The 18,805-nt window shown below is 73.0% G+C and carries 17 protein-coding genes; 7 read left to right on the top strand and 10 right to left on the bottom strand.

Translation table 11 applies throughout. From position 1 onward, the window contains the following. The first annotated feature begins 397 nt into the window (after positions 1 to 397). The gene (locus Sru01_RS01905) at positions 398 to 1,588 is read left to right on the top strand and encodes an ATP-binding protein (RefSeq protein WP_203982060.1); all 1,191 of its coding nucleotides are present in this window, start codon (positions 398 to 400) and stop codon (positions 1,586 to 1,588) included. On the opposite strand, the gene Sru01_RS01900 is transcribed toward Sru01_RS01905, so the two are convergent. From Sru01_RS01900 to Sru01_RS01890, 3 genes are all read right to left on the bottom strand, one after another. Beyond that, entirely contained in the window at positions 1,566 to 2,363 is a 798-nt protein-coding gene (locus Sru01_RS01900; protein ID WP_203982059.1) for an RDD family protein, read from the bottom strand. The genes Sru01_RS01905 and Sru01_RS01900 overlap by 23 nt on opposite strands. Before the next feature lie 158 nt (positions 2,364 to 2,521). Then, entirely contained in the window at positions 2,522 to 3,247 is a 726-nt protein-coding gene (locus Sru01_RS01895) for a response regulator (protein ID WP_275412129.1), read from the bottom strand. Beyond that, positions 3,244 to 4,413 carry a sensor histidine kinase gene (locus Sru01_RS01890; RefSeq protein ID WP_239136769.1) on the bottom strand — a complete coding sequence of 390 codons (1,170 nt, stop codon included), beginning with the start codon at positions 4,411 to 4,413 and terminating at the stop codon, positions 3,244 to 3,246. The genes Sru01_RS01895 and Sru01_RS01890 overlap by 4 nt, the downstream gene beginning before the upstream one ends. 174 nt (positions 4,414 to 4,587) lie before the next feature. Between Sru01_RS01890 and Sru01_RS01885 the strand changes: the two genes are divergently transcribed. The 3 genes from Sru01_RS01885 (at position 4,588) to Sru01_RS01875 (ending at position 9,362) form a co-directional block, all read left to right on the top strand. Continuing rightward, positions 4,588 to 6,756 carry an MMPL family transporter gene (locus Sru01_RS01885; RefSeq protein ID WP_203982057.1) on the top strand — a complete coding sequence of 723 codons (2,169 nt, stop codon included), beginning with the start codon at positions 4,588 to 4,590 and terminating at the stop codon, positions 6,754 to 6,756. Next, on the top strand, positions 6,756 to 8,285 hold the full coding sequence (locus tag Sru01_RS01880; protein WP_203982081.1) for a multicopper oxidase family protein: 1,530 nt from the start codon (positions 6,756 to 6,758) through the stop codon (positions 8,283 to 8,285). Before Sru01_RS01885 ends, Sru01_RS01880 begins: the two co-directional genes overlap by 1 nt. An 87-nt stretch (positions 8,286 to 8,372) precedes the next feature. Beyond that, on the top strand, positions 8,373 to 9,362 hold the full coding sequence (locus tag Sru01_RS01875; RefSeq protein WP_203982056.1) for a stage II sporulation protein M: 990 nt from the start codon (positions 8,373 to 8,375) through the stop codon (positions 9,360 to 9,362). A 21-nt stretch (positions 9,363 to 9,383) separates the two neighbouring features. Here the strand turns inward: Sru01_RS01875 and Sru01_RS01870 are convergent, their stop codons facing one another. Together Sru01_RS01870 and Sru01_RS01865 are read right to left on the bottom strand one after the other, a co-directional pair. Then, positions 9,384 to 10,217, bottom strand: coding sequence for a hypothetical protein (locus tag Sru01_RS01870; RefSeq protein ID WP_203982055.1), 834 nt, complete (start codon positions 10,215 to 10,217; stop codon positions 9,384 to 9,386). 243 nt (positions 10,218 to 10,460) lie between these two features. Further along, entirely contained in the window at positions 10,461 to 12,140 is a 1,680-nt protein-coding gene (locus Sru01_RS01865; protein ID WP_203982054.1) for a penicillin-binding transpeptidase domain-containing protein, read from the bottom strand. Between the two features lie 244 nt (positions 12,141 to 12,384). Between Sru01_RS01865 and Sru01_RS01860 the strand changes: the two genes are divergently transcribed. Then, a complete protein-coding gene (locus Sru01_RS01860; protein WP_203982053.1) occupies positions 12,385 to 13,038 on the top strand; it encodes an XdhC family protein in 654 nt (217 codons plus the stop codon). A 494-nt stretch (positions 13,039 to 13,532) separates the two neighbouring features. Here Sru01_RS01860 and Sru01_RS01855 read toward each other — a convergent pair whose 3' ends face one another. Both Sru01_RS01855 and Sru01_RS01850 read right to left on the bottom strand, forming a co-directional pair. Beyond that, the gene (locus tag Sru01_RS01855; RefSeq protein WP_203982052.1) at positions 13,533 to 13,778 is read right to left on the bottom strand and encodes a hypothetical protein; all 246 of its coding nucleotides are present in this window, start codon (positions 13,776 to 13,778) and stop codon (positions 13,533 to 13,535) included. Continuing rightward, entirely contained in the window at positions 13,775 to 14,074 is a 300-nt protein-coding gene (locus tag Sru01_RS01850) for a DUF6247 family protein (RefSeq protein WP_203982051.1), read from the bottom strand. Before Sru01_RS01850 ends, Sru01_RS01855 begins: the two co-directional genes overlap by 4 nt. 234 nt (positions 14,075 to 14,308) lie before the next feature. Here Sru01_RS01850 and Sru01_RS01845 point away from each other — a divergent pair, with 234 nt between their 5' ends. Next, complete coding sequence (locus Sru01_RS01845) at positions 14,309 to 14,593, top strand: putative quinol monooxygenase (RefSeq protein ID WP_203982050.1); 285 nt, start codon at positions 14,309 to 14,311, stop codon at positions 14,591 to 14,593. A gap of 81 nt (positions 14,594 to 14,674) precedes the next feature. Here the strand turns inward: Sru01_RS01845 and Sru01_RS35275 are convergent, their stop codons facing one another. Continuing rightward, positions 14,675 to 15,052 carry an alpha/beta fold hydrolase domain-containing protein gene (locus Sru01_RS35275; protein ID WP_239136755.1) on the bottom strand — a complete coding sequence of 126 codons (378 nt, stop codon included), beginning with the start codon at positions 15,050 to 15,052 and terminating at the stop codon, positions 14,675 to 14,677. Positions 15,053 to 15,730: 678 nt separating this feature from the next. Here Sru01_RS35275 and Sru01_RS01835 point away from each other — a divergent pair. Next, the gene (locus Sru01_RS01835; protein WP_203982049.1) at positions 15,731 to 15,937 is read left to right on the top strand and encodes a DUF397 domain-containing protein; all 207 of its coding nucleotides are present in this window, start codon (positions 15,731 to 15,733) and stop codon (positions 15,935 to 15,937) included. Positions 15,938 to 16,339: 402 nt separating this feature from the next. Here Sru01_RS01835 and Sru01_RS01830 read toward each other — a convergent pair whose 3' ends face one another. Together Sru01_RS01830 and Sru01_RS01825 are read right to left on the bottom strand one after the other, a co-directional pair. After that, entirely contained in the window at positions 16,340 to 17,689 is a 1,350-nt protein-coding gene (locus Sru01_RS01830; protein ID WP_203982048.1) for a DUF58 domain-containing protein, read from the bottom strand. Next, on the bottom strand, positions 17,689 to 18,642 hold the full coding sequence (locus tag Sru01_RS01825) for an AAA family ATPase (RefSeq protein ID WP_203982047.1): 954 nt from the start codon (positions 18,640 to 18,642) through the stop codon (positions 17,689 to 17,691). Before Sru01_RS01825 ends, Sru01_RS01830 begins: the two co-directional genes overlap by 1 nt. Between the last annotated feature and the right edge of the window lie 163 nt (positions 18,643 to 18,805).

Raw genomic sequence — 18,805 nt, 5'->3', positions numbered from 1 at the left:
GAGTGCGGCGATCACCATCCGACCGCTTCCCGCGCTCCCGGACGGTGGTCCGGCAGCCGGGCCACGCCGGCCACCGTCGGCATCGAAGGTGCCACCGTGACCCGGTCGACTCGCCGCGTGGATGGGCCCCTCCGGTCTGCCGGTCGTGTCTCGCCGAATGTCGGTTCGATTAGCCCACTGTGTTGGTTTTTTCGCCCGTCAACTGTCGGCGCTCGTACCGTCATCTGTCGGTTAGATCAACCGTCAAATGTCGGTTGGGTACCTATGAACTGGCGGTCTCCGTATCGTCGAGTGTCGTGGCGGCTCCTCGATGGTGCCGCAGGAGGGAGCCGTCATGGCCGATCTGGTCCCCCGCGGGGTCACCGGCCACGCCGAGGAGTTCCTCGACGCCTTCCGGGTGTTGATCGTCAACGGGCCGCGACAGTCCGGCAAGACCACTCTGCTGCAGGAGCTCAACGCAGGACGTGGCGGAACGTATCTGACCTTGGACGACGGGTCGTTGCGAGCGGCGGCGCACGCCGATCCGGTCGCGTTCATCGCCGGTGGCGCACGGCCCATGATGATCGACGAGATCCAGCGGGGCGGGGACGACCTGATCCTGGCGATCAAGGCGGCGGTCGACAGGCAGGGCGGCCGAGGGCAATTCGTGCTGGCAGGCTCCACCAGGTTCCTGTCAACGCCGTCATTGAGCGAATCGCTCGCCGGGCGGGCGGGCATCCTTGAGGTGTGGCCGTTCGCCCAGGAGGAACTGGCCGGTTCGGGGAAGTCGTTCCTGGTGACGGCTTTCGAAGATCCGGAAACCCTCCGGACATCGGTGCTCGCCGCCTACGGCAGGCAGGACTACTTCGAACTCATCTGCCGCGGTTCCTACCCGGAGGCGGTCGCATTGAGGTCAGAGTTCACCCGGGACCAGTGGTACCGGGCCTACGTCCAATCGATCATCGACACCGACGTCAGGGAGATGGCCAGGATCGACGAACCGAGCAGCCTCCGCCGGCTGCTCGGCCTGGCCGCGGCGAGCACGGTCCAGGAGCCCAACATGGCCAAGATCGGCAGCGATCTGCAACTTCATCGTGGCACGGTCGCCCGCTACCTTGGGCTGCTGGAGACCGTCTTCCTGGTCCGGCAGATCCCCGCATGGTCGCGGAACCTGGTGGCGCGCGCGGTCCGCCGCCCGAAGGTGCACGTCACGGATACCGGCCTCGCCGCCCACCTCATCGGCGTCGACCCCGATGGCCTGGCCGCACGTGTGTCACCGGCGCGGGGGCCGCTGGTGGAGTCGTTCATCGTCAACGAGATCGCCAAGCAGGCAACCTGGGCGCCTTTCCGGGTCGGACTCCATCATTGGCGGGTCAGCCAGGGCGCGGAGGTCGACCTGGTGCTCGAACGGAACAACGGCCGGATCGTCGGGGTGGAGGCTAAAGCCACCGAATCGGTGAAACAGGATGACTTCAAAGGCCTGGCCACGTTGCGGGACACCATCGGCGCCGACTTCGTGCACGGATTCGTCTTTTACACCGGGCCGAGGTCCCTGTCGTTCGGAGACCGGCTGACGGCGTTGCCGGTCAGCGACCTCTGGGACCGCTGAGGGTGCCATATCCGGATGGCTGCGGCCCAGGGCGGCGGCGGGCCAGGCGCTCCAGGGTGCGGCGGCGCCGCTCGGCGAGCACCGCGGCCAGATAGGCGTACGGCGGCGCGTGCGGCGGGGGCGGCGGCGAGACGTAGGCCGCGAACTGCGCGGCGATGCGCAGGCCCATCTCGTGCTGGACCGGCGGCGACAGCTCGCCCAGCCGCGACAGGTACTGCCGCGCGGTGGCGGCCAACGGCTCGGGCAGCCGGGACAGCTCCAGCGTGCGGGCCCAGCCGGCCAGCGGCGGCGGCATCTCCGGCGGCGGGTGCTGCCGGGGACCGCGCTCGGAGATCACGATCGTGCCGGAGAAGAGGTCGCCGAGCCGCTTGCCCTGCTCGCTGACCAGCGAGCAGATCAGCGCGGGCGCGCCGAACAGGATCCAGAACTCCAGCACCCCCGCCAGCCCGCGGAACAGCGCCTGGCGGAACCGCTCGGGGCTGCCGTCGTCGCCGACCACCCGCAGGCCCATGGCGAGCTTGCCGATGCTGCGTCCCCGGGAGAGCGTCTCGAAGATCACCGGGTAGCCGACGATGACCAGCACGCTGAGCAGCAGCGACAGCGCGGTCAGCGCCGCGCCGTCGAGCACCGTGGCGAGCAGGCCGACCAGCGCGCTGAGGCCGATCAACGCCGCGATCTGCAGGGCGATGTCGATCGCCAGTGCCACCGCGCGGCTCGGCAGCTGGGCGACCCGCACCTCCAGGACCACGGCCTCGCCGGTCACCACATCGGACACGCCCCCACCCTAGACGAGTCCGCCCGGGTACGGTTCGCGGTCCCGGCGGGCAGGGCGCACGGCGCGGGGCCGCCGGCCCTCCCGTCAGCGCGGGTACGTCCCGGGGCCGCCGGCCCGCCGGTCAGCGCGGGTACGTCCCAGGGCCGCCGGCCTGCCGGTCAGCGCGGGTAGGTCCCGGGGCCGGCCCGCCGATCATGGTCCTGCGGCGGGCGCGGCCCGGATTCCTCCATGGCCCGTACCAGGCCCGTCTCGTAGGCGGCGATCACCACCTGGACCCGGTCGCGGAGGGCGAGCTTGGCGAGGATCCGCTTGACGTGCGTCTTGACCGTCGACTCCTCGACGACGAGGGTGGCCGCGATCTCGGAGTTGGACAGGCCCCGGGCGACCAGCTCCATGACGTCGCGTTCGCGCGGAGTGAGCACCCGGAGCCGCCGGGCGGCGGCCGGCTCCACCCGCGGGTAGCGCGCCATGCGGTCGATCACCCGGCGGGTGATGGAGGGGGAGAGCAGGGAGTCTCCGGCCGCCACCGTGTGGATGGCCTCGATGAGCTGCTCGGGCCGGGTGCGCTTCAGCAGGAAGCCCGAGGCGCCCGCGCCGAGCGCCCCGAACACGTAGTCGTCGTCCTCGAACGTGGTGAGGACGAGGACCCGCGGCGCGGGCACCAGCGCGGTGATCTCCTTGGTCGCGGCGACGCCGTCCAGCACGGGCATCCGCACGTCCATCAGCACGACGTCGGGCGCCAGCTCGCGGGTGCGCCGCACCGCCTCGCGCCCGTCGGCGGCCTCCCCGACCACCCGGATCGTCTCGTCGCTGGACAGGACGGCCCGCAGCCCGGCGCGCATCAGGTCGTCGTCGTCCACGATCAGGACGCCGAGCGTGGTCACGTCGCCTCCCTTCCGCAGGGCAGCCGCGCGTGCAGGCGGAACGTCCGGCCGGTGGTCGTGACGTCGAGCACGCCGCCGAGCAGGGTGGCCCGCTCGCGCATGCCGATGATGCCGTGCCCGCCGGTGCCCGGCCGGGTGCCGCCCGGCCCGACGGGGTTGGTGACGGTGATCTCGACGGCGTCCGGGTCGAACCGCACCGCGACGTCCACCCGGCCCTCGCCGCCGTGCCGGGCCGCGTTCGTCAGGGCCTCCTGCAGGATCCGGTACGCGGCCCACGCGACGCTTCTGGGCAGCGCGGCGCGCGGTCCCCGCAGGTCGGTGGAGATCCGCAGGCCGCCGGCGCGGTGGCGGCGCACCAGCTCCTCCAGCGCCGCGGGGTCGGCCGGTTCGAACTGTGCGGAGCCGTCGTCCTCGCGCAGCGCGCGCACCAGCCGGTCGATCTCCCCGATGGTCCCGCGCGCCACCTTCTCCACGGTGGCGATCGCCCGGCGGGAGCCCTCCGGGTCGCGCTCGTGGAGCAGGCGCGCGGCGCCCGCCTGCACGAGGATGACGTTGATGGCGTGCCCGGCGGAGTCGTGCAGCTCCCTGGCGATCCGGATCCGTTCCTCCGCGGCGGCCAGGCGCCGCTCACGCTCGGCCTCGCGTTCGGTGCGCGTGGCCCGCTCCTCCAGCACGGCGAGCTGCTCGCGGCGCAGCCGTGCCCGGTCGCCGGCCAGCCACAGGCCGCCGGTCAGCAAGGCGAAGAACACCAGTTCCGGGGTGATGCCCTGCAGGCGGTGCTCGCTCAGCGCGTAGGCGACCGCCGTGGCCGGGGCGAACGCCAGGATGGCGAGCAGCGCCGCGAGCCGGCGCGAGCGCCGGGGGTGCCCGCTCCAGGTCACCGCGAGGCCGTACGCGGCGATCACCGGGCCGAACGGGACGTCGTAGGGGTAGCCGAAGGCGTCCAGCAGCAGGCCGGCCACCGCGACCACCCCGTAGACGGTGAAGGGGGCGCGGCGCCGCGCGAGGAGGGGCAGCGCCGTGGCCGCCGCCAGCAGGACCCCCGGCACGTCCAGCGGCCGGGCGCCGGGCGTCGTGTCCCCGAATCCGCCCCCGGCGAGCATCACCAGGGTGAGACCGAGGGCCGCCAGGGTGACGGCCCCGTCGGCGGCCAGGCTCCTCCGCATCACGCCTTGAGTGTATGAGCGCGGATTACCACGACATATCGCCCCAAAGGAGCATCCGGCCGTCCCTCCGCGGGGGGACGGCCGGATCCTCCCGCGGGGCGTTCCGGGCTTGTTGCCGCCGCTCCTACGGTCAGACCGGATTCAGTGGTTTCTCACCCAGGAGGTCTGGTACCGATGGTCCAGTCCACGATCACACCCGCTCCCGGCGGGGCCGTCGCGCGGCCGAGCCGCTTCGAGCGGCTCGCCGGCTGGTCCTACCGGCGCCGCTGGTGGGCACTGGTGGCATGGGTCGTCGTGCTCGCCGGCGTCACCATCGGCGCCCAGGCCGCCGGCGACGACTTCCACAACGACTTCTCGCTGCCCGGCACCGAGTCGCAGGCGGCCCTCGACACCCTGAAGCAGGACGCGCCCGTGCAGGCGGGCGCCACCGTGCAGATCGTGATGCGCGATCCCGGCGGCCTCGGCGGGACGGCGACGCGCGAGCGGGTCGAGGACATGCTCGCCCGGGTCAAGACCCTTCCGCACGTCGCCGGGGTGCGCAGCCCGTACGCCGACCAGTGGATGGTCGCGCGCGATGGGACGATCGGCTACGCCACCGTGACGCTGGACGGCGCGTCCCAGGACGTGCCCGTCGCGGCCGTCACCAAGATCATGGACACCGCCCGGACCGCGGCGAGCGGCTCGCTGCAGGTGGAGTTCGCCGGTGACCCGGTCATGGCCGCCGAACCGAACCCGGGAGGCCCGGCCGAGAGCATCGGGCTGCTGGCCGCACTGATCATCCTGATGATCCTCTTCGGCTCGCTGCTCGCCGCGACCCTGCCCATCGTCGTCGCGGTGTTCGCGGTCGGCTCGACCATCAGCCTGATCGCGCTGGCCTCGCACGTCTTCACCGTCGCCGAGTACACCAGCCCGCTGATGATCCTGGTCGGGTTGGGCGTCGGCATCGACTACGCCCTGCTGCTGTTCTCGCGCTACCGCGGCGAGCTGCTCGCCGGGGCGGATCGCGGCGCGGCCACCCGCAAGGCCCTGGACACCGCGGGCCGTACCGTCTTCTTCGCCGGCTGCACGGTGATCATCGCCCTGGTAGGGCTGGTCGTGCTCGGCCTCGGCTCGCTGCAGGGCGTCGCGGTGGCCGTCGCGCTGACCGTCCTGGTCACCATGGCCGCCGCCCTCACGTTGCTGCCAGCCCTGCTGGCCATCATGGGCGGGCGCATCGAGCGCTCCGTGCGGCGCCGCGCCGCCCGCGCGCGCCGGCAGGACGGCGCCGGCTGGCGCCGCTGGACAGCGGCCGTGCAGCGGCGGCCCTGGCCCACCACGATCGTCGCGGGCATCGTCCTGCTCGCGCTGTCGGCACCGGTGCTCGGCATGAACCTCGGATTCGCCGACCCCGGCAACGGCGCCCCCACCCGGACCAGCCGGCAGGCCTACGACCTGCTCGCCAAGGGCTTCGGCCCCGGGTTCAACGGGCCGATCATCGTGGTCGTCAAGGGCGACCCCGGCCGGGCCAAGGCGGTGCAGGACGCGATCGGCCGGACGCCCGGCGTGGCCGACGTCACCCCGCCGCAGCCCGCCGAGAGCCGCGCGATCAGCACCCTGATCACCTTCTCGGCCTACCAGCCGCAGGACACCCGCACCGCCGACCTGGTGCGCCGGCTCCGCGAGGACGTGCTGCCGCCGGTGGCCCGGCAGACCGGCACCACCGTCCTGATCGGCGGCGGGACGGCCGCCGCCGAGGACTTCGCCGCCGCCGTCACCGACCGCCTGCCGATCTTCGTCATCGCCGTCGTCGGGCTGTCGTCCCTGCTGCTCCTGCTGGTCTTCCGCTCGATCCTCATCCCGATCAAGGCCGCGGTGCTCAACCTGCTCAGCGTCGCCGCGGCGATGGGCGTGGTCACGCTGGTGTTCCAGCAGGGCCTGCTCGGCGGCCTGCTCGGCATCGAGCCCGGCCCGGTCGAGGCGTTCGTCCCGGTACTGATCTTCGCCATCGCCTTCGGCCTGTCGATGGACTACGAGGTGTTCCTCCTGTCGCGCATGCACGAGGAATGGGAGCGCCGGCGCGACGCCGGCGCGGCCGTCCGCGAGGGCATGGCGACCACCGGCCGGGTCGTCACCGCGGCGGCGGCGATCATGGTGGTGGTCTTCGCCGGGTTCCTGCTCAGCCCGGACCGGATGCTGAAGCAGTTCGGACTCGGGCTCGCGGTGGCCGTGTTCCTGGACGCCCTGGTCATCCGCTGCCTCATCGTCCCGGCGGTCATGCAGCTGTTCGGCGCCCGCGCCTGGTGGCTGCCCCGCGGCCTCGCCCGGGTCATGCCCCGCATCGCCCTCGAGAAGGGCGATGCGTGATGCTCGGCCGACGCGAGGTCCTGCGACTGGCCGGCGCGGCCGCGCTGTCCGCGCCGGCGCTGGCCGCCTGCGGCGACGGCGGGCCGTTCGAGCGCGGCGCGAGCGCCGGGGGGAGCACCGGCCGGCTGCTGCGCAGCCAGGCCCACCTCCCCGCCCCGTTCACCGTGCCGCTGCCCGTCCCCCCGGTGCTGAAGCCGGTGCGCTCCGACGGCGCGGCCGACCACTACGAGATCACCCAGCGCGCCGCCGCGGTGGAGATCCTGCCGGGGCTGCAGACCGAGATCTGGGGATACGACGGCAGGTTCCCCGGCCCGACCATCGAGTCGCGTCGCGGCCGCCGCACGGTGGTGACGCACCGCAACACGCTGGCGGTCCCGACCGTCGTGCACCTGCACGGCGGCAAGACCCCGGCGGAACACGACGGCTACCCCACCGACGTCATCCGGCCCGGCGGGGCGGCCAAGGAGTACGTCTACCCGCTGGACCAGCCCGCCGCGACGCTCTGGTACCACGACCACCGGATGGACTTCACCGGCCCGCAGGTCTACCGGGGCCTGGCCGGTTTCCACCTGGTCCGCGACGACGAGGAGGAGGCACTGCCGCTGCCGAAGGGCGAGCGGGAGATCCCGCTGCTCATCGGCGACCGCGCCTTCGCCGCCGACGGCTCGCTGCGCTACCCCGCCCTGGACCCGGCGCTGCGCGACCGGCCGGGCGTCGAGGAGGCCTACCGCGACGGGGTGCTCGGCGACGTCATCCTGGTCAACGGCGCGCCGTGGCCGCGGATGGCGGTGTCGGCCGCGCGGTACCGCCTGCGGTTCCTGAACGGGTCCAACGCGCGCCGCTACCGGCTCGCCCTCGACCCGCCCCCGCCGTCCGGGCCGGCGTTCGTCCAGATCGGCAGCGACGCCGGCCTGCTGCCCGCCCCGGCCGGGCACGCCCGGATCGACATCGCCCCCGCCGAGCGGTTCGACGTGGTCGTCGACTTCTCCGCCTACCCGGTCGGCACCAAGGTCAGGCTGGCCAACGAGTTCGGCGAAGGGAACCTGAGCCACGTGATGCGCTTCGACGTGGTGCGCAAGGCCGCCGACGACAGCCGGGTGCCGTCCCGCCTGGTCGCCGCCGAGCCGGTGTCCCGGCGGGACGCGGTCGCCAACCGGAAATTCCTGTTCGGCCGGGGCGTCGGCGGCCACGGCGAGCACCGCCAGGCGATGTGGACGGTGAACGGTAAGCCGTTCGACACCCGCCGCGCCGACGCGCGGGTGCGGCTCGGCACCACCGAGGTGTGGCGCATCATCGCCGACGTCCACCACCCGGTCCACCTGCACCTGGCCCACTTCCAGATCCTGAGCCGCAACGGGCGCGGCCCGCGAGCCACCGACCGGGGCTGGAAGGACACGATCGACCTCGGCGGCTCGGAGGTGGCCGAGATCCTGGTGCGGTTCACCGGCTACCGCGGCCGCTATGTCATGCACTGCCACAACCTCGAACACGAGGACATGATGATGATGTCCAACTTCGACGTCGTCTGAGCGGCTCAGAACCGGCCGCTTCCACCCGGCCGGCCCGCCGATCGGTCCCGGACCCGCCGGGCGGGCCGGGGCAATAGGCTCGTCCTCGTGGACATCGACGCGTTCGCCGCCGCGCACCAGCCGTCGTGGGACCGGCTGGAGGAGCTGGTCCGGCGCCGGGGCTCGCTGAGCGGGCCGGAGGTCGACGAGCTGGTCGAGCTCTACCAGCGCACCGCCACCCACCTGTCGATCGTCCGGTCCGGCACCGACCGGCTGCTGGTGGGCCGGCTGTCGGCCCTGGTGGCCCGGGCCCGGTCGGCGGTCACCGGCGCGCACACCCCGGCCTGGCGGGAGTTCGCCCGGTTCTTCACCGTCTCCTTCCCGGTCGTCGCCTACCGCGCCCGCTGGTGGTGGGCCGGCACCGCGCTGGCGTTTCTCGCCGTCTCGCTGGTGCTCGGCGCCTGGGTGGCCGGCGACCCGGCCGTCCAGTCCGCCATCGCCACGCCCGAGCAGATCAAGCAGCTCGTCGAGCGGGACTTCGCCGACTATTACTCGGAGCACCCGGCCACCGCGTTCGCCGGGCAGGTGTGGATCAACAACGCCTGGGTGTCGATGACCGTCATCGCGTCCTCGGTGCTGCTCGGCCTGCCCATCCCGTACGTGCTGTGGCAGAACGCCTTGAACGTCGGGGTGACCGGCGGCCTGATGGCCTCCCGCGACCGGCTGGACATCTTCTTCGGCCTGATCACCCCGCACGGCCTGCTGGAGCTGACCGCGGTCTTCCTGGCCGCCGCCGCCGGCATGCGCCTGGGCTGGACGGCGATCGACCCCGGGCCGCGGCGGCGCGCCGAGGCGCTGGCCGAGCAGGGCCGCGCGGTGGTGAGCGTGGCGCTCGGCCTGGTGGTGGTGCTGCTGGTCTCCGGGCTGATCGAGGCGATGGTCACCCCGTCCCCGCTGCCCACCTGGGCGCGGATCGCCATCGGCGTGGTCGCCGAGGGCGCGTTCCTGGCGTATGTGGCCTACTTCGGCCGCCGCGCGCTGCGCGCCGGCGAGACCGGCGACCTGGAACGCGCCCCCGACCTGGCCCCGACGGCCTGACATCCGCCGGGGCCGGGCCGGTCAGTAGCCGTACCGGGACTTCAGGTGCCGCCACCAGTCGCGGAACATCCACTTGTCGAACTCGGTGATGTACGCGGCCGAGCCGGCCTTCATCAGGAAGCCGCCCACTCCGGACGGGGTCCAGTCGTAGAAGTCGTCCAGGCCGAACGAATGCCCCATTTCATGGAGCAGGATGTGCACGTTGTCGGCGTTGAGGTTGTTGACGAAGTACTCGCTGCCGATGCGCTGGCCCCAGTCGCCGCCCGCGCCGCCGCCCATCCCGGCGGTGAGCCACAGCGACATGTCGTAGTGGTGCGCCGCGCCGCCCGGGCAGCCGCCGTAGTCGCCGTCCTGGTGGAAGAACCGGCCGCAGGGCCGCGAGCACTGCGGCGCGTTCTCGTTGATGTCGTTGACGTAGACGTCCACCGAGGAGTCGCTCCACTGCAGCTGGGCCCGGTCGCGGACCGCCCAGCCGACCACCTTGACCGGTACGTTCGCGTACGGCCAGCCGTTGTGACCGGCCATCACGTCCATCCACTTCTTGAACTGGCGGGCGAGGGTGGCGTGGATCTGGTCGCGCAGCGAGACGGACACCTTGGCCGGGGAGTCCCAGCGGACGCAGTAGTTGATCGAGCCGCGGTTGGCCATGACCTGGTCCCAGCCGTAGTTGCGGAACCCGTAGGGGTTTCCGTAGGTCGATTCCACGTGCTGCCAGACCTGGTTGAGCGGGGTGACGAGGTTGGCCGGCGGGTTCCAGTCGTCGGCGGCGACGGCGGACGCCCGCGCGACGCCGCCGAGCGAGAAGAGCAGTCCGATGATCAGAAAGGGCACGGCGGCCAGACGCCGATGTCTCATGGGGGGCCTCCTAGGCGGTCGGACGGAACGCGGCCGATGACGGCCTGCTGACCAATCGCTAGGTTGTGTTAGCGTTAACAGTCAACGCGCGTGGCTCGGCGCCCGGACGCCGGGCGGCCCGGCCGCCGAGTCTGCGGCGGGCCGGAGACCGCCGTCGACCGGCTGCGTTCGCGATCTCTCCGGCCGGCGCCGCAGGCGGAGCCGATCGTGAAACTTTCGAGCCGCCCGCGCGCCGGTCCGGGGTCACAGGGCGCGCAGGAAGCGTGCGGCGATCGGGGCGGCCACCTTCGGGCCGCTGCCGCCGTTCTGCACGAAGACGGCGAACGCCAGTGATTTCCGGTAGCCGATGAACCACGCGTGTGACGCGGCACCGGACACCTCGGCGGTTCCGGTCTTGCCCGCCGTACCGTCCGGCAGCCCGGCCTGCGCGGCGGTGCCGCCGGTCACCACGGCGCGCATCATGTCGCGCAGCGCGGCGGCGACCCCGCCGTCCAGCGGCACCGGCGGCACCGAACCGGCCGGCGGCGTCTCTGCCAGCGTCGCCGGCCGCCAGGTCCCGCTCGCCACCGCGGCGGCCACCTCGGCCATGCATAGCGGGCTGGCCTGCACCGAGTTCTGCCCGATGGCGTCGCTGCCCAGCTCGTCCGGGGTGGTGGCCGGGCGGATCCGGCAGTAGGCGAGCCCCGGCTTCTCCCGGAACCCGAACCGGTCGGCGGCCTCGGCGCGCAGCCGGTCGCCCGCCAGCCGCTCGTACGCCTGCCGGGCGAAGGTGGTGTTGCAGGAATGGGCGAAGGCCATGGTCAGCGAGACGGTGCCACGGTCGGCGCCGCCGTCGTTGGTGAAGGTCCGGCCGTTCGGCAGCGTGTAGGAGGCCGGGCAACCCACCTGCGCGTCCGGGCCGAGCCCGGCGCCGAGCAGCGCCGCCGCGGTGACCACCTTGAACGACGACCCCGGCGGGTACAGCCCGTTGAACGCCCGCCGGCCGCCGAGCGTGTCGGCGACCGCGCGGATCTGCCCGGACCCGGTGTCCAGCGCGACGATCGCGGCCGGGCGCCCGGCGGCGTCCACCGCCTTCGCGGCGGCGGCCTGCACCCGGGCGGCGATGGTCGTCCGGGTGCCGGCCGGCGGCTCGGGGGAGGAGAGCAGCACCTTTCCAGAGGGCTGCTCCTCCAGCGCCAGCCGGGTGGTCCGCCCGTCCAGGCCGGTGAAGTAGTCGCCGGCCCGGCTGTCCGCCGGGAACGGCTTGCCCTCGCGGGTGAGGTTCGCCGGACGGCGCTCCTCGGTACGGCGCAGCCGCAGGCTGCCGCCGTCCTTCAGCGCCGGGTGCAGGGTCTCCGGCGACCACCGCACCCGCCAGCCGCCGCCGGCCGGGGTCAGGCGCAGGGCCGAGTCGAACTCCCAGGCGCCGATGCCGGTGACCTCCCGGACGCCGTGGAAGGGCACCTCGGCCGCGTCCGCCGCCGGGCGGGCCATCGCGCCGGGGGTGAGGGTGAGCGAGGTGACCCCGAGGTCGGCGCTGAACCGGCGGTGCCGATCGGCGAAGTCGGCGGGCGGATCGGCCACCAGCCCCGCCATCGCGGCGAAGTCCCCGGCCCGCCACGCGGTGAAGTACCGTTCCGCCACCGCCTCCGGGGTGTCCTGGGCGGCGGCCGGAGTGCCGGCGGGCGGCGAGCCCGCCGTCCCGGCCGGGTCGGTGGCGACCACGGCCGGCGGGGGTGTGGCCGCCTGGGCACCGGACCCGGCGCCCGGCGGGGCCTCCGCGGGCGCCCCGGACCCGGGGGGCGTTTCGGGCCGCGGCGAGGTGGGCATCGGGCGCTGTGCCGCCACCTCCGCCGGTTCGGGCGCGAGCAGCAACGCGAACGCCCCGGCGGCCATCATCAGCGCCACCATGGCGACCATGAGCACCGGCCACCGACTCCGCATCCCGCCACCCGTCCGTCGTACCGGTTCCCCTGGCGGAGATCGTAAGGCCGCCGTCCGACAAATCACCCTCTAAGCCCGCAAAGCTCCACGCGAAACCGCAGTTAACGCCGACCGCAACCCCGTCACCGAACTCCTCCGGCGCCGTGGACACGCCCCGGCCGGCCGGATGGCCCGGGACCCGCGGCCGGATGGGAGACTGCCGATCAGCGGCCACCCACGGTGGGCCGGCCTGGAAGGAGTCCTGATGGCGGACCACGCACGACCGGCGGGCACGGACGCCTCGGACGGGCCGGCGAGGGCGGACACGCCGGGATGGTCGGCGAGGGCGGACGTGCCGGGAGGGCCGGCGGGCGCGGACTCGCCGCACCACGGCTCGGCGGCGGCTGGGACGGACCCGGCGTGCGCCGCCGCGCACGGCGAGATCCCCGTTCCGCCCGAAGGGCGCACCCTGGTGGCGGTGTTCGCCTCGCCGGTGGCAGGCCACCTGCTCCGCTACGGCACCGACATCGGCTACCACCCGCTGCTGCTGGAACCCGACGCCGAGCGGGCGGCGGCGGTCGGCGAGCAGGGCCTGCCGGTGGCCACCGCTCCGCCGGCCTGGCTGGACGGCACGGTGGACGTCGTGGTCACCGACCACGACCGCGCCGAGCTGGGCATGATGCTCCGGGACCTGCTCGCGCTGCACTGCCGGTGGATCGGCGTGATGGGCAGCCCGCGCCACACCGCCCCGCACCTGGCCGCGCTGGCCGAGCTGGGCGTCCCGGACGCCGACATCGCCCGAGTGCACCGGCCGATCGGCCTGAACATCGGTTCCCGCACCCCGCCGGAGATCGCCATCGCCACCCTGGCCGGCCTGATCGCCGACCGCAACGGCCGCCCCGGCGGCTTCACCTTCTGACGACCTTAGGCATCGGACGGGCCCTCCGGCACGCCTGGGCCGCCATCGCCTCGCCGGGGATCAGCGGGATGGGGGCCGCGGCTCTGCATCGCCGGCGATCAGGGGGATGGGGGCGCTGCTTTGCATCCCAGGGGCTCAGCGGCACGGCGGGCGCGGCTTTGCGTCGCAGGGGAGAGGGATGGCGGCGCGGCTCGGCATCGCAGCGGCCGGCCCGGTTTCGGGCTCGTGCAGCCCGTCCGTCTCGCCCGGATGTCCGCCGAGGCTGCGGGGGCACGCTCAGAGGCGGCCGGTGGATTTGGGGTGAGGTAGGCGGGGGCGAGGTCGTCGGGGAGGGCGTCCACCACCTCGCGGCCGTGCCGGCGCAGGTGGGCGGTCGGGCGGTGAGGCGGGCGCGTTCGGCGTGCGGGTGCCCGGCGATGGCCGCGTCGAAGACCGACTTCGCCCAAGCGTGGCCGGCGGGTTTCGATCCGCAGTCGCTCAGCTGCGTAAAGGGGTCAGCCGGCCCAGAGGAGGTCGATGATGCGCAAGGTCCGAATTTCCTCGTCGAGGATGAACGTCATCATCCCTTGGCCGTCATCTCCGAAGAAGGCGTGTCTCACCGTGGACTGGCCGGGTCGCTCCGCGACCGCGTCCCACGGATCGCGCAGGAGCTCCAGCAGCGGGCCGTCGCGAACCTCCGCGGGGAGACCGTTCAGCTCGTATAGGGCGCGCCCGTGGAAGCCGTCGAACTTGTAGGTCACACTCTGCCTTCCCACTCCGGCGGGGAGTAGCGAGTGAACATCTCCGTACGGTTCTGGAGTCCGTCTTGAACGGCTTCCGCATAGCCTGGTCGGGCGTAGGCGATCGCACGCAGGCGCCACTGGCGCAACAGCATCTGCACCTGCTTGAAGCGGGCCAGGTCGTGCGCGGCATCCAAAGCCTCGTCGTACTCCGCTCGGAACTCGGGACGGTACGGCGGTGGAAGCATCTCGAAGATCGCTGCCGGATCCTCCCCCGGATCGCGGGGCGGAAGGGGCTCCACAGGCTGAGCTGTCATACGGCCCAACCTATCCGCCCGAGCATGCGGACGCCCCAGGATGCTCTCGCTTCGTCGGCTATCAGCGAGTGAAGCTTTGACGGACCACAAGATCGAAAAACGAAGGCGATGGCGGACGCGGTGACCACCGATCACGACCGTCCCGAGCTGGGCGTGCTCGTGGAACCCGTCCGTCCAGCCGTCGGGTCCCGGGAGGCCGTCCAGAGTGTCGGTACCGGGCCATAAGGTGATTGCATGCTCATCGTCTCCGGCTGGATCAAGGTCGCGCCCGGCACCCGCGACGGCTACCTGAAGACCTGCGTCGAGGTGGTGGAGAAGGCGCGGGCCTTCCCCGGCTGCGTCGACTTCGCGGTCAGCGCCGACCTGCTCGACCCCGACCGGGTCAATGTCTACGAGCAGTGGCAGTCCGAGGTCGACCTGGACGCCTTCCGCGGCTCCGGCCCGGACGACGACCAGACCGACATGATCACTTCCGCCGAGGTGGCCCGCCACCACATCTCCAGCACCGGCCCGGCCTGACCTCCTAAGGTCACGGGGCCGGCTGAGCCGGACGCACCGGCCGGCAGCGGCTGCCGGCCGGTGCGGACGCCTCGGGTGGCGCTAGGCGCGGCGACCTGCGGGCCGGCTCAGATGCCGGGTGAAGAAGCTCAGCGCGTCGTCGATCTCGAACGACGGCACCTCGCCATGCCCGCCGGGGTTGGCGTGCAAGGTCTTCTCCGCCGAGCCGAGAGCGTCGAACAGCGCCAGGCTCTGGTCCCGCGGTACCTGCCGGTCGTCCCACTGGACCAGGAACCGCACCGGTACGGTGATCCGCGCCGCGTCTTCGGCCAGCCCGGCTACGCCCAGCAGTCCGAGCACCGCGGCCTGGATCCGCGGCTCGGCCACGATGAGCGGGATGCCGAGCCCGCAGCCCATCGACACGCCGGCGTAGCCGACCGGGCCGGCGCCGACCTGGTCCAGCCGCTGGACCGCCGTCACCACCGCCTGCCAGTCGGCGACCGCCTGGGGGGGCCAGCCGGGCGTGCATGCCGGCGACCAGCTCGCCCGGGTTCCCGCCGGCCGCCATGCCCGCCCGCATCTCTGCCGCGATTCGGCCGAACTCCGCGTCCTTGGGACGGTCACCATGGTTGGGCGCGTCGATCGCGACGACCGCGAACCCCTCGGCGGCGTAGCGGCGAGCGTGAGACAGGGTGGCCGGAGCGGTCTTGTGCTGCCCGCCGCCGTGCCCCAGCAGGATCAGCGGCCGGGGACCCCGGCCGCCGTCCGGCGTCCACAGCACGCCGGGAATCTCATTGAGGGTGAAAAACTGCTCGGTGACGCCGTCCGACGACGTCTGGGAGGTGAAGCGCATCAGGGTTTCATGCCTTTCGGGATGCCTTGCGCGGGCGCTCCCTAGGCCATGCGAAGGAGGGAGCCCCGACCTGTCACAGCGTTGATCGGTCTCACCTCCTCGATCCCGTAGTACTGCACGGCGGCCCCGAAACTACCACAAAGATCACCAACCCGGCCGCATCTGGCCGGCCTGCCAGCGTGCCGCCGGTTCCCCGATGCTCTCACCGTCCCTCACCCCGCCCGGACGAGACGACGACGGCCTTTCGATGGAGGCGCTAACGTTCAAGTAGTCGCTGCGTATGATCGAGGAAGCGGTGAACCGGCTTGTCGCGTGATTCATCCGACGCCCGCTGGCGCAAGAGCTCGTACAGCACCGATCAGGGAACCTGTCTGGAGATGGCCAACAACCACCCCGGCAAGGTGGCGGTGCGTGACAGCAAGAGTCCTGAATTCCCGCCTCTTGTCGTTCCGTCAACCGAATGGTCATCTTTCATCGGAGCGATAGAGCGTGGTCCGTTTCGCCGTGACTAGGCCGATCAGGGGAATCGCAAGGCTTTTCGGCCTGCCCGTGGCGCACAGATCGGCGCCTGTCACATGAGCTGCGTGGCCCTGGATGACGGAGTTGGATGCGTGGCCATATAGGCCGCTGAACGGCGCCAACCCGCCACGACGGCGCAAGGTGCGATGTCTCCAGCTTTTTGGTGCTCTTCGCCTGGCGGGATGTGCGGAATCGGCTCGCGCGTGCCAATCGCCATCGCTATCGCACTGCACATCCGACTCCGGCCAAAGCCAGAGCCGCTAATCGTCCTCCAGCGCTGTCACCGGCTTCTAACGACGCAACTGTCACGAAGAGAAGAATCAATGACCCTGCTATCAAAAAAAGTTTCGGCCATACATAGCCGCCACCCTAATGACTGAGCGTGCGCGCCGGGGTCAGAGGCGGCCGGTGGATTTGAGGGTCAGGTAGGCGTCGGCGAGGGAGGGGGCGAGGTCGTCGGGGAGGGCGTCCACCACCTCGCAGCCGTGCCGGCGCAGCCGGGCGGTGAGGCGGGCGCGTTCGGCGCGCAGGTGCTCGGCGGCGGCCGCGTCGTAGACCGACTCCGCCGAGCCGCGGCCGGCGGCCATCGCGGCGACCCGGGGGTCGGCGACCGCGGCGACCAGCACCAGGTGGCGGGTGGCGAGCTGGGGGAGCACCGGCAGCAGGCCCTCGTCCATGGCGGCGGGGTTCAGGTCGGTGAGCAGCACGACCAGGCACCGGTGCCGGGCCCGGGAGAGTACGGCGGCGACCATGCTCTCGGCGTCGGACTCGACCAGCTCGGCGTCCAGCGGGGCCATCGCGTTCACCAGGGCGGTCAGCGTCTCGGTGCGGGAGTTGCCGGACGTCCAGGCGCGGACCGTCCGGTCGTGGGCCAGGAAGTCGACGCGGTCGCCGGCCCGGGTGGCCAGCGCGGCGAGCAGCAGCGCGGCGTCCATGGACCAGTCCAGCCGCGGCCAGCCCGCCGCGTCCCGGGGCGGGCCGGGGGTGCCGGGTGGCTGGAGCAGGGGAGCGGTGCCGACGCGGCCGGCGGAGGTGCGGCCGGTGTCCAGGACGATGAGGACCCGGCGGTCGCGCTCGGGGCGCCAGGTGCGGACCATGACGTCGGAGCGGCGGGCGGTGGCGCGCCAGTCGATGGAGCGGACGTCGTCGCCGGGCACGTACTCGCGCAGCGAGTCGAACTCGGTGCCCTGCCCGCGGATCAGCGCCGGGTGCCGGCCCTCCAGCTCGCGCAGCCGGGACAGCCTGGCCGGCAGGTGTTTGCGGCTGAGGAACGGCGGGAGCACCCGCACCGACCACGGCACCCGGTGCGAACCCTGGCGGGCGGCGACGCCGAGCGGCCCGAGGGACCGCACGGTGACCGCCACCGCCTCCCGGTCGCCGCGCCGGGTCGGGGTGAGCCGCACGATCAGCCGCCGCCGCTCGCCGGCCGGCACGTCCAGCGGCAGCCGGCGCGGCGCGGCGCCGGCCGACGGGGGCCAGGCGTCGCGCAGCACGCCCCGGACGCGGCGGCGGCCCGGGTTCTCCACGATCAGCTCGATCTCGGCGGTCTCGCCGAGCCGCATCCGCCGCTCGCCGCCGCGCCGGAAGCGCAGCGGGCGGACCGGCCCGGCCAGCAGCAGGTCCAGCGCGACCAGCGCGGCGAGGACCAGCAGCAGGCCGAGCACCGCGTACGCCGGGCGCGGGGCGAGCAGCACGGCCACCGCGCCGATCATGGCGATCAGGGCCGCCCGGCCGGTCAGCGCCATCAGCGGGGGACCGGGACCGAGGCCAGGATGCCGTCCAGGATGCCGTCGGCGGTGGCGCCCTCCAGTTCGGCCTCCGGGCGCAGCTGGACGCGGTGCCGCAGCGCGGGCTTGGCCAGCGCCTTGACGTCGTCGGGGGTGACGTACGTGCGGCCGGACAGCCAGGCCCAGGCGCGGGCGGCGGCGAGCAGCGCGGTGGCGCCGCGCGGCGAGACGCCAAGGTGCAGTGAGGGCGACATGCGGGTGGCCCGGGCCAGGTCCACGATGTAGCCGAGTACCTCGGCGGCCACGTGCAGCTTCTCCACCTCGGCCCGGCCGGCGGCCAGGTCCTCGGCCGAGGCCACCTGCCGCACGTGCGACAGGTCCTTGGGGTCGAAGCCGAGCGCGTGCCGTTCCAGCACCGCGATCTCCTGGTCACGCGGCGGCAGCGGCACGGTCAGCTTGAGCAGGAACCGGTCGAGCTGGGCCTCGGGCAGCTGGTAGGTGCCCTCGTACTCGACGGGGTTCTGGGTGGCGACCACGATGAACGGGTCGGGCAGCCGGGCCGGCGAGCCGTCCACGCTGACCTGGCGTTCCTCCATCGCCTCCAGCAGCGCCGCCTGCGTCTTGGGCGGCGTGCGGTTGATCTCGTCGGCGAGCAGCAGGTTGGTGAAGATCGGGCCTTCGCGGAAGACGAACTCCGCGGTGCGCGCGTCGTAGACCAGCGAGCCGGTGACGTCGCCGGGCATCAGGTCCGGGGTGAACTGCAGGCGCTTGAAGTCCAGGGCCAGGGTGGCCGACAGGGTGCGCACCAGCAGGGTCTTGGCCACGCCCGGGACGCCTTCGAGCAGCACGTGCCCGCGGCACAGCAGCGCGATGACCAGGCCGGTCACCACGGCGTCCTGGCCGACGACGGCCTTGCCGATCTCGGCGCGCAGCGCGCCGAGCGCGTCGCGGGCGGCGTCGCGCGGCGGCACCGGTTCGCGTCCCCGGTCGGACTCCTGGCCCCGGTTGGCCGCGCGTCCCTCGCCGGATTCGCGTCCTCGGTCGAATTCGGGTCCCAGGTCAGGTTCGCGTCGCTCGTTGGGTTCGTATCCCGCGTCGCGTTCGAGTCCCGCATCGGGACTGCGGTCCGTATGG

This window comes from Sphaerisporangium rufum, from assembly GCF_016863395.1.
GTDB classification, from domain to species: domain Bacteria; phylum Actinomycetota; class Actinomycetes; order Streptosporangiales; family Streptosporangiaceae; genus Sphaerisporangium; species Sphaerisporangium rufum.
Note: the sequence above shows the minus strand (reverse complement) of the source record. Positions and strands in the feature narration are given on the sequence as shown.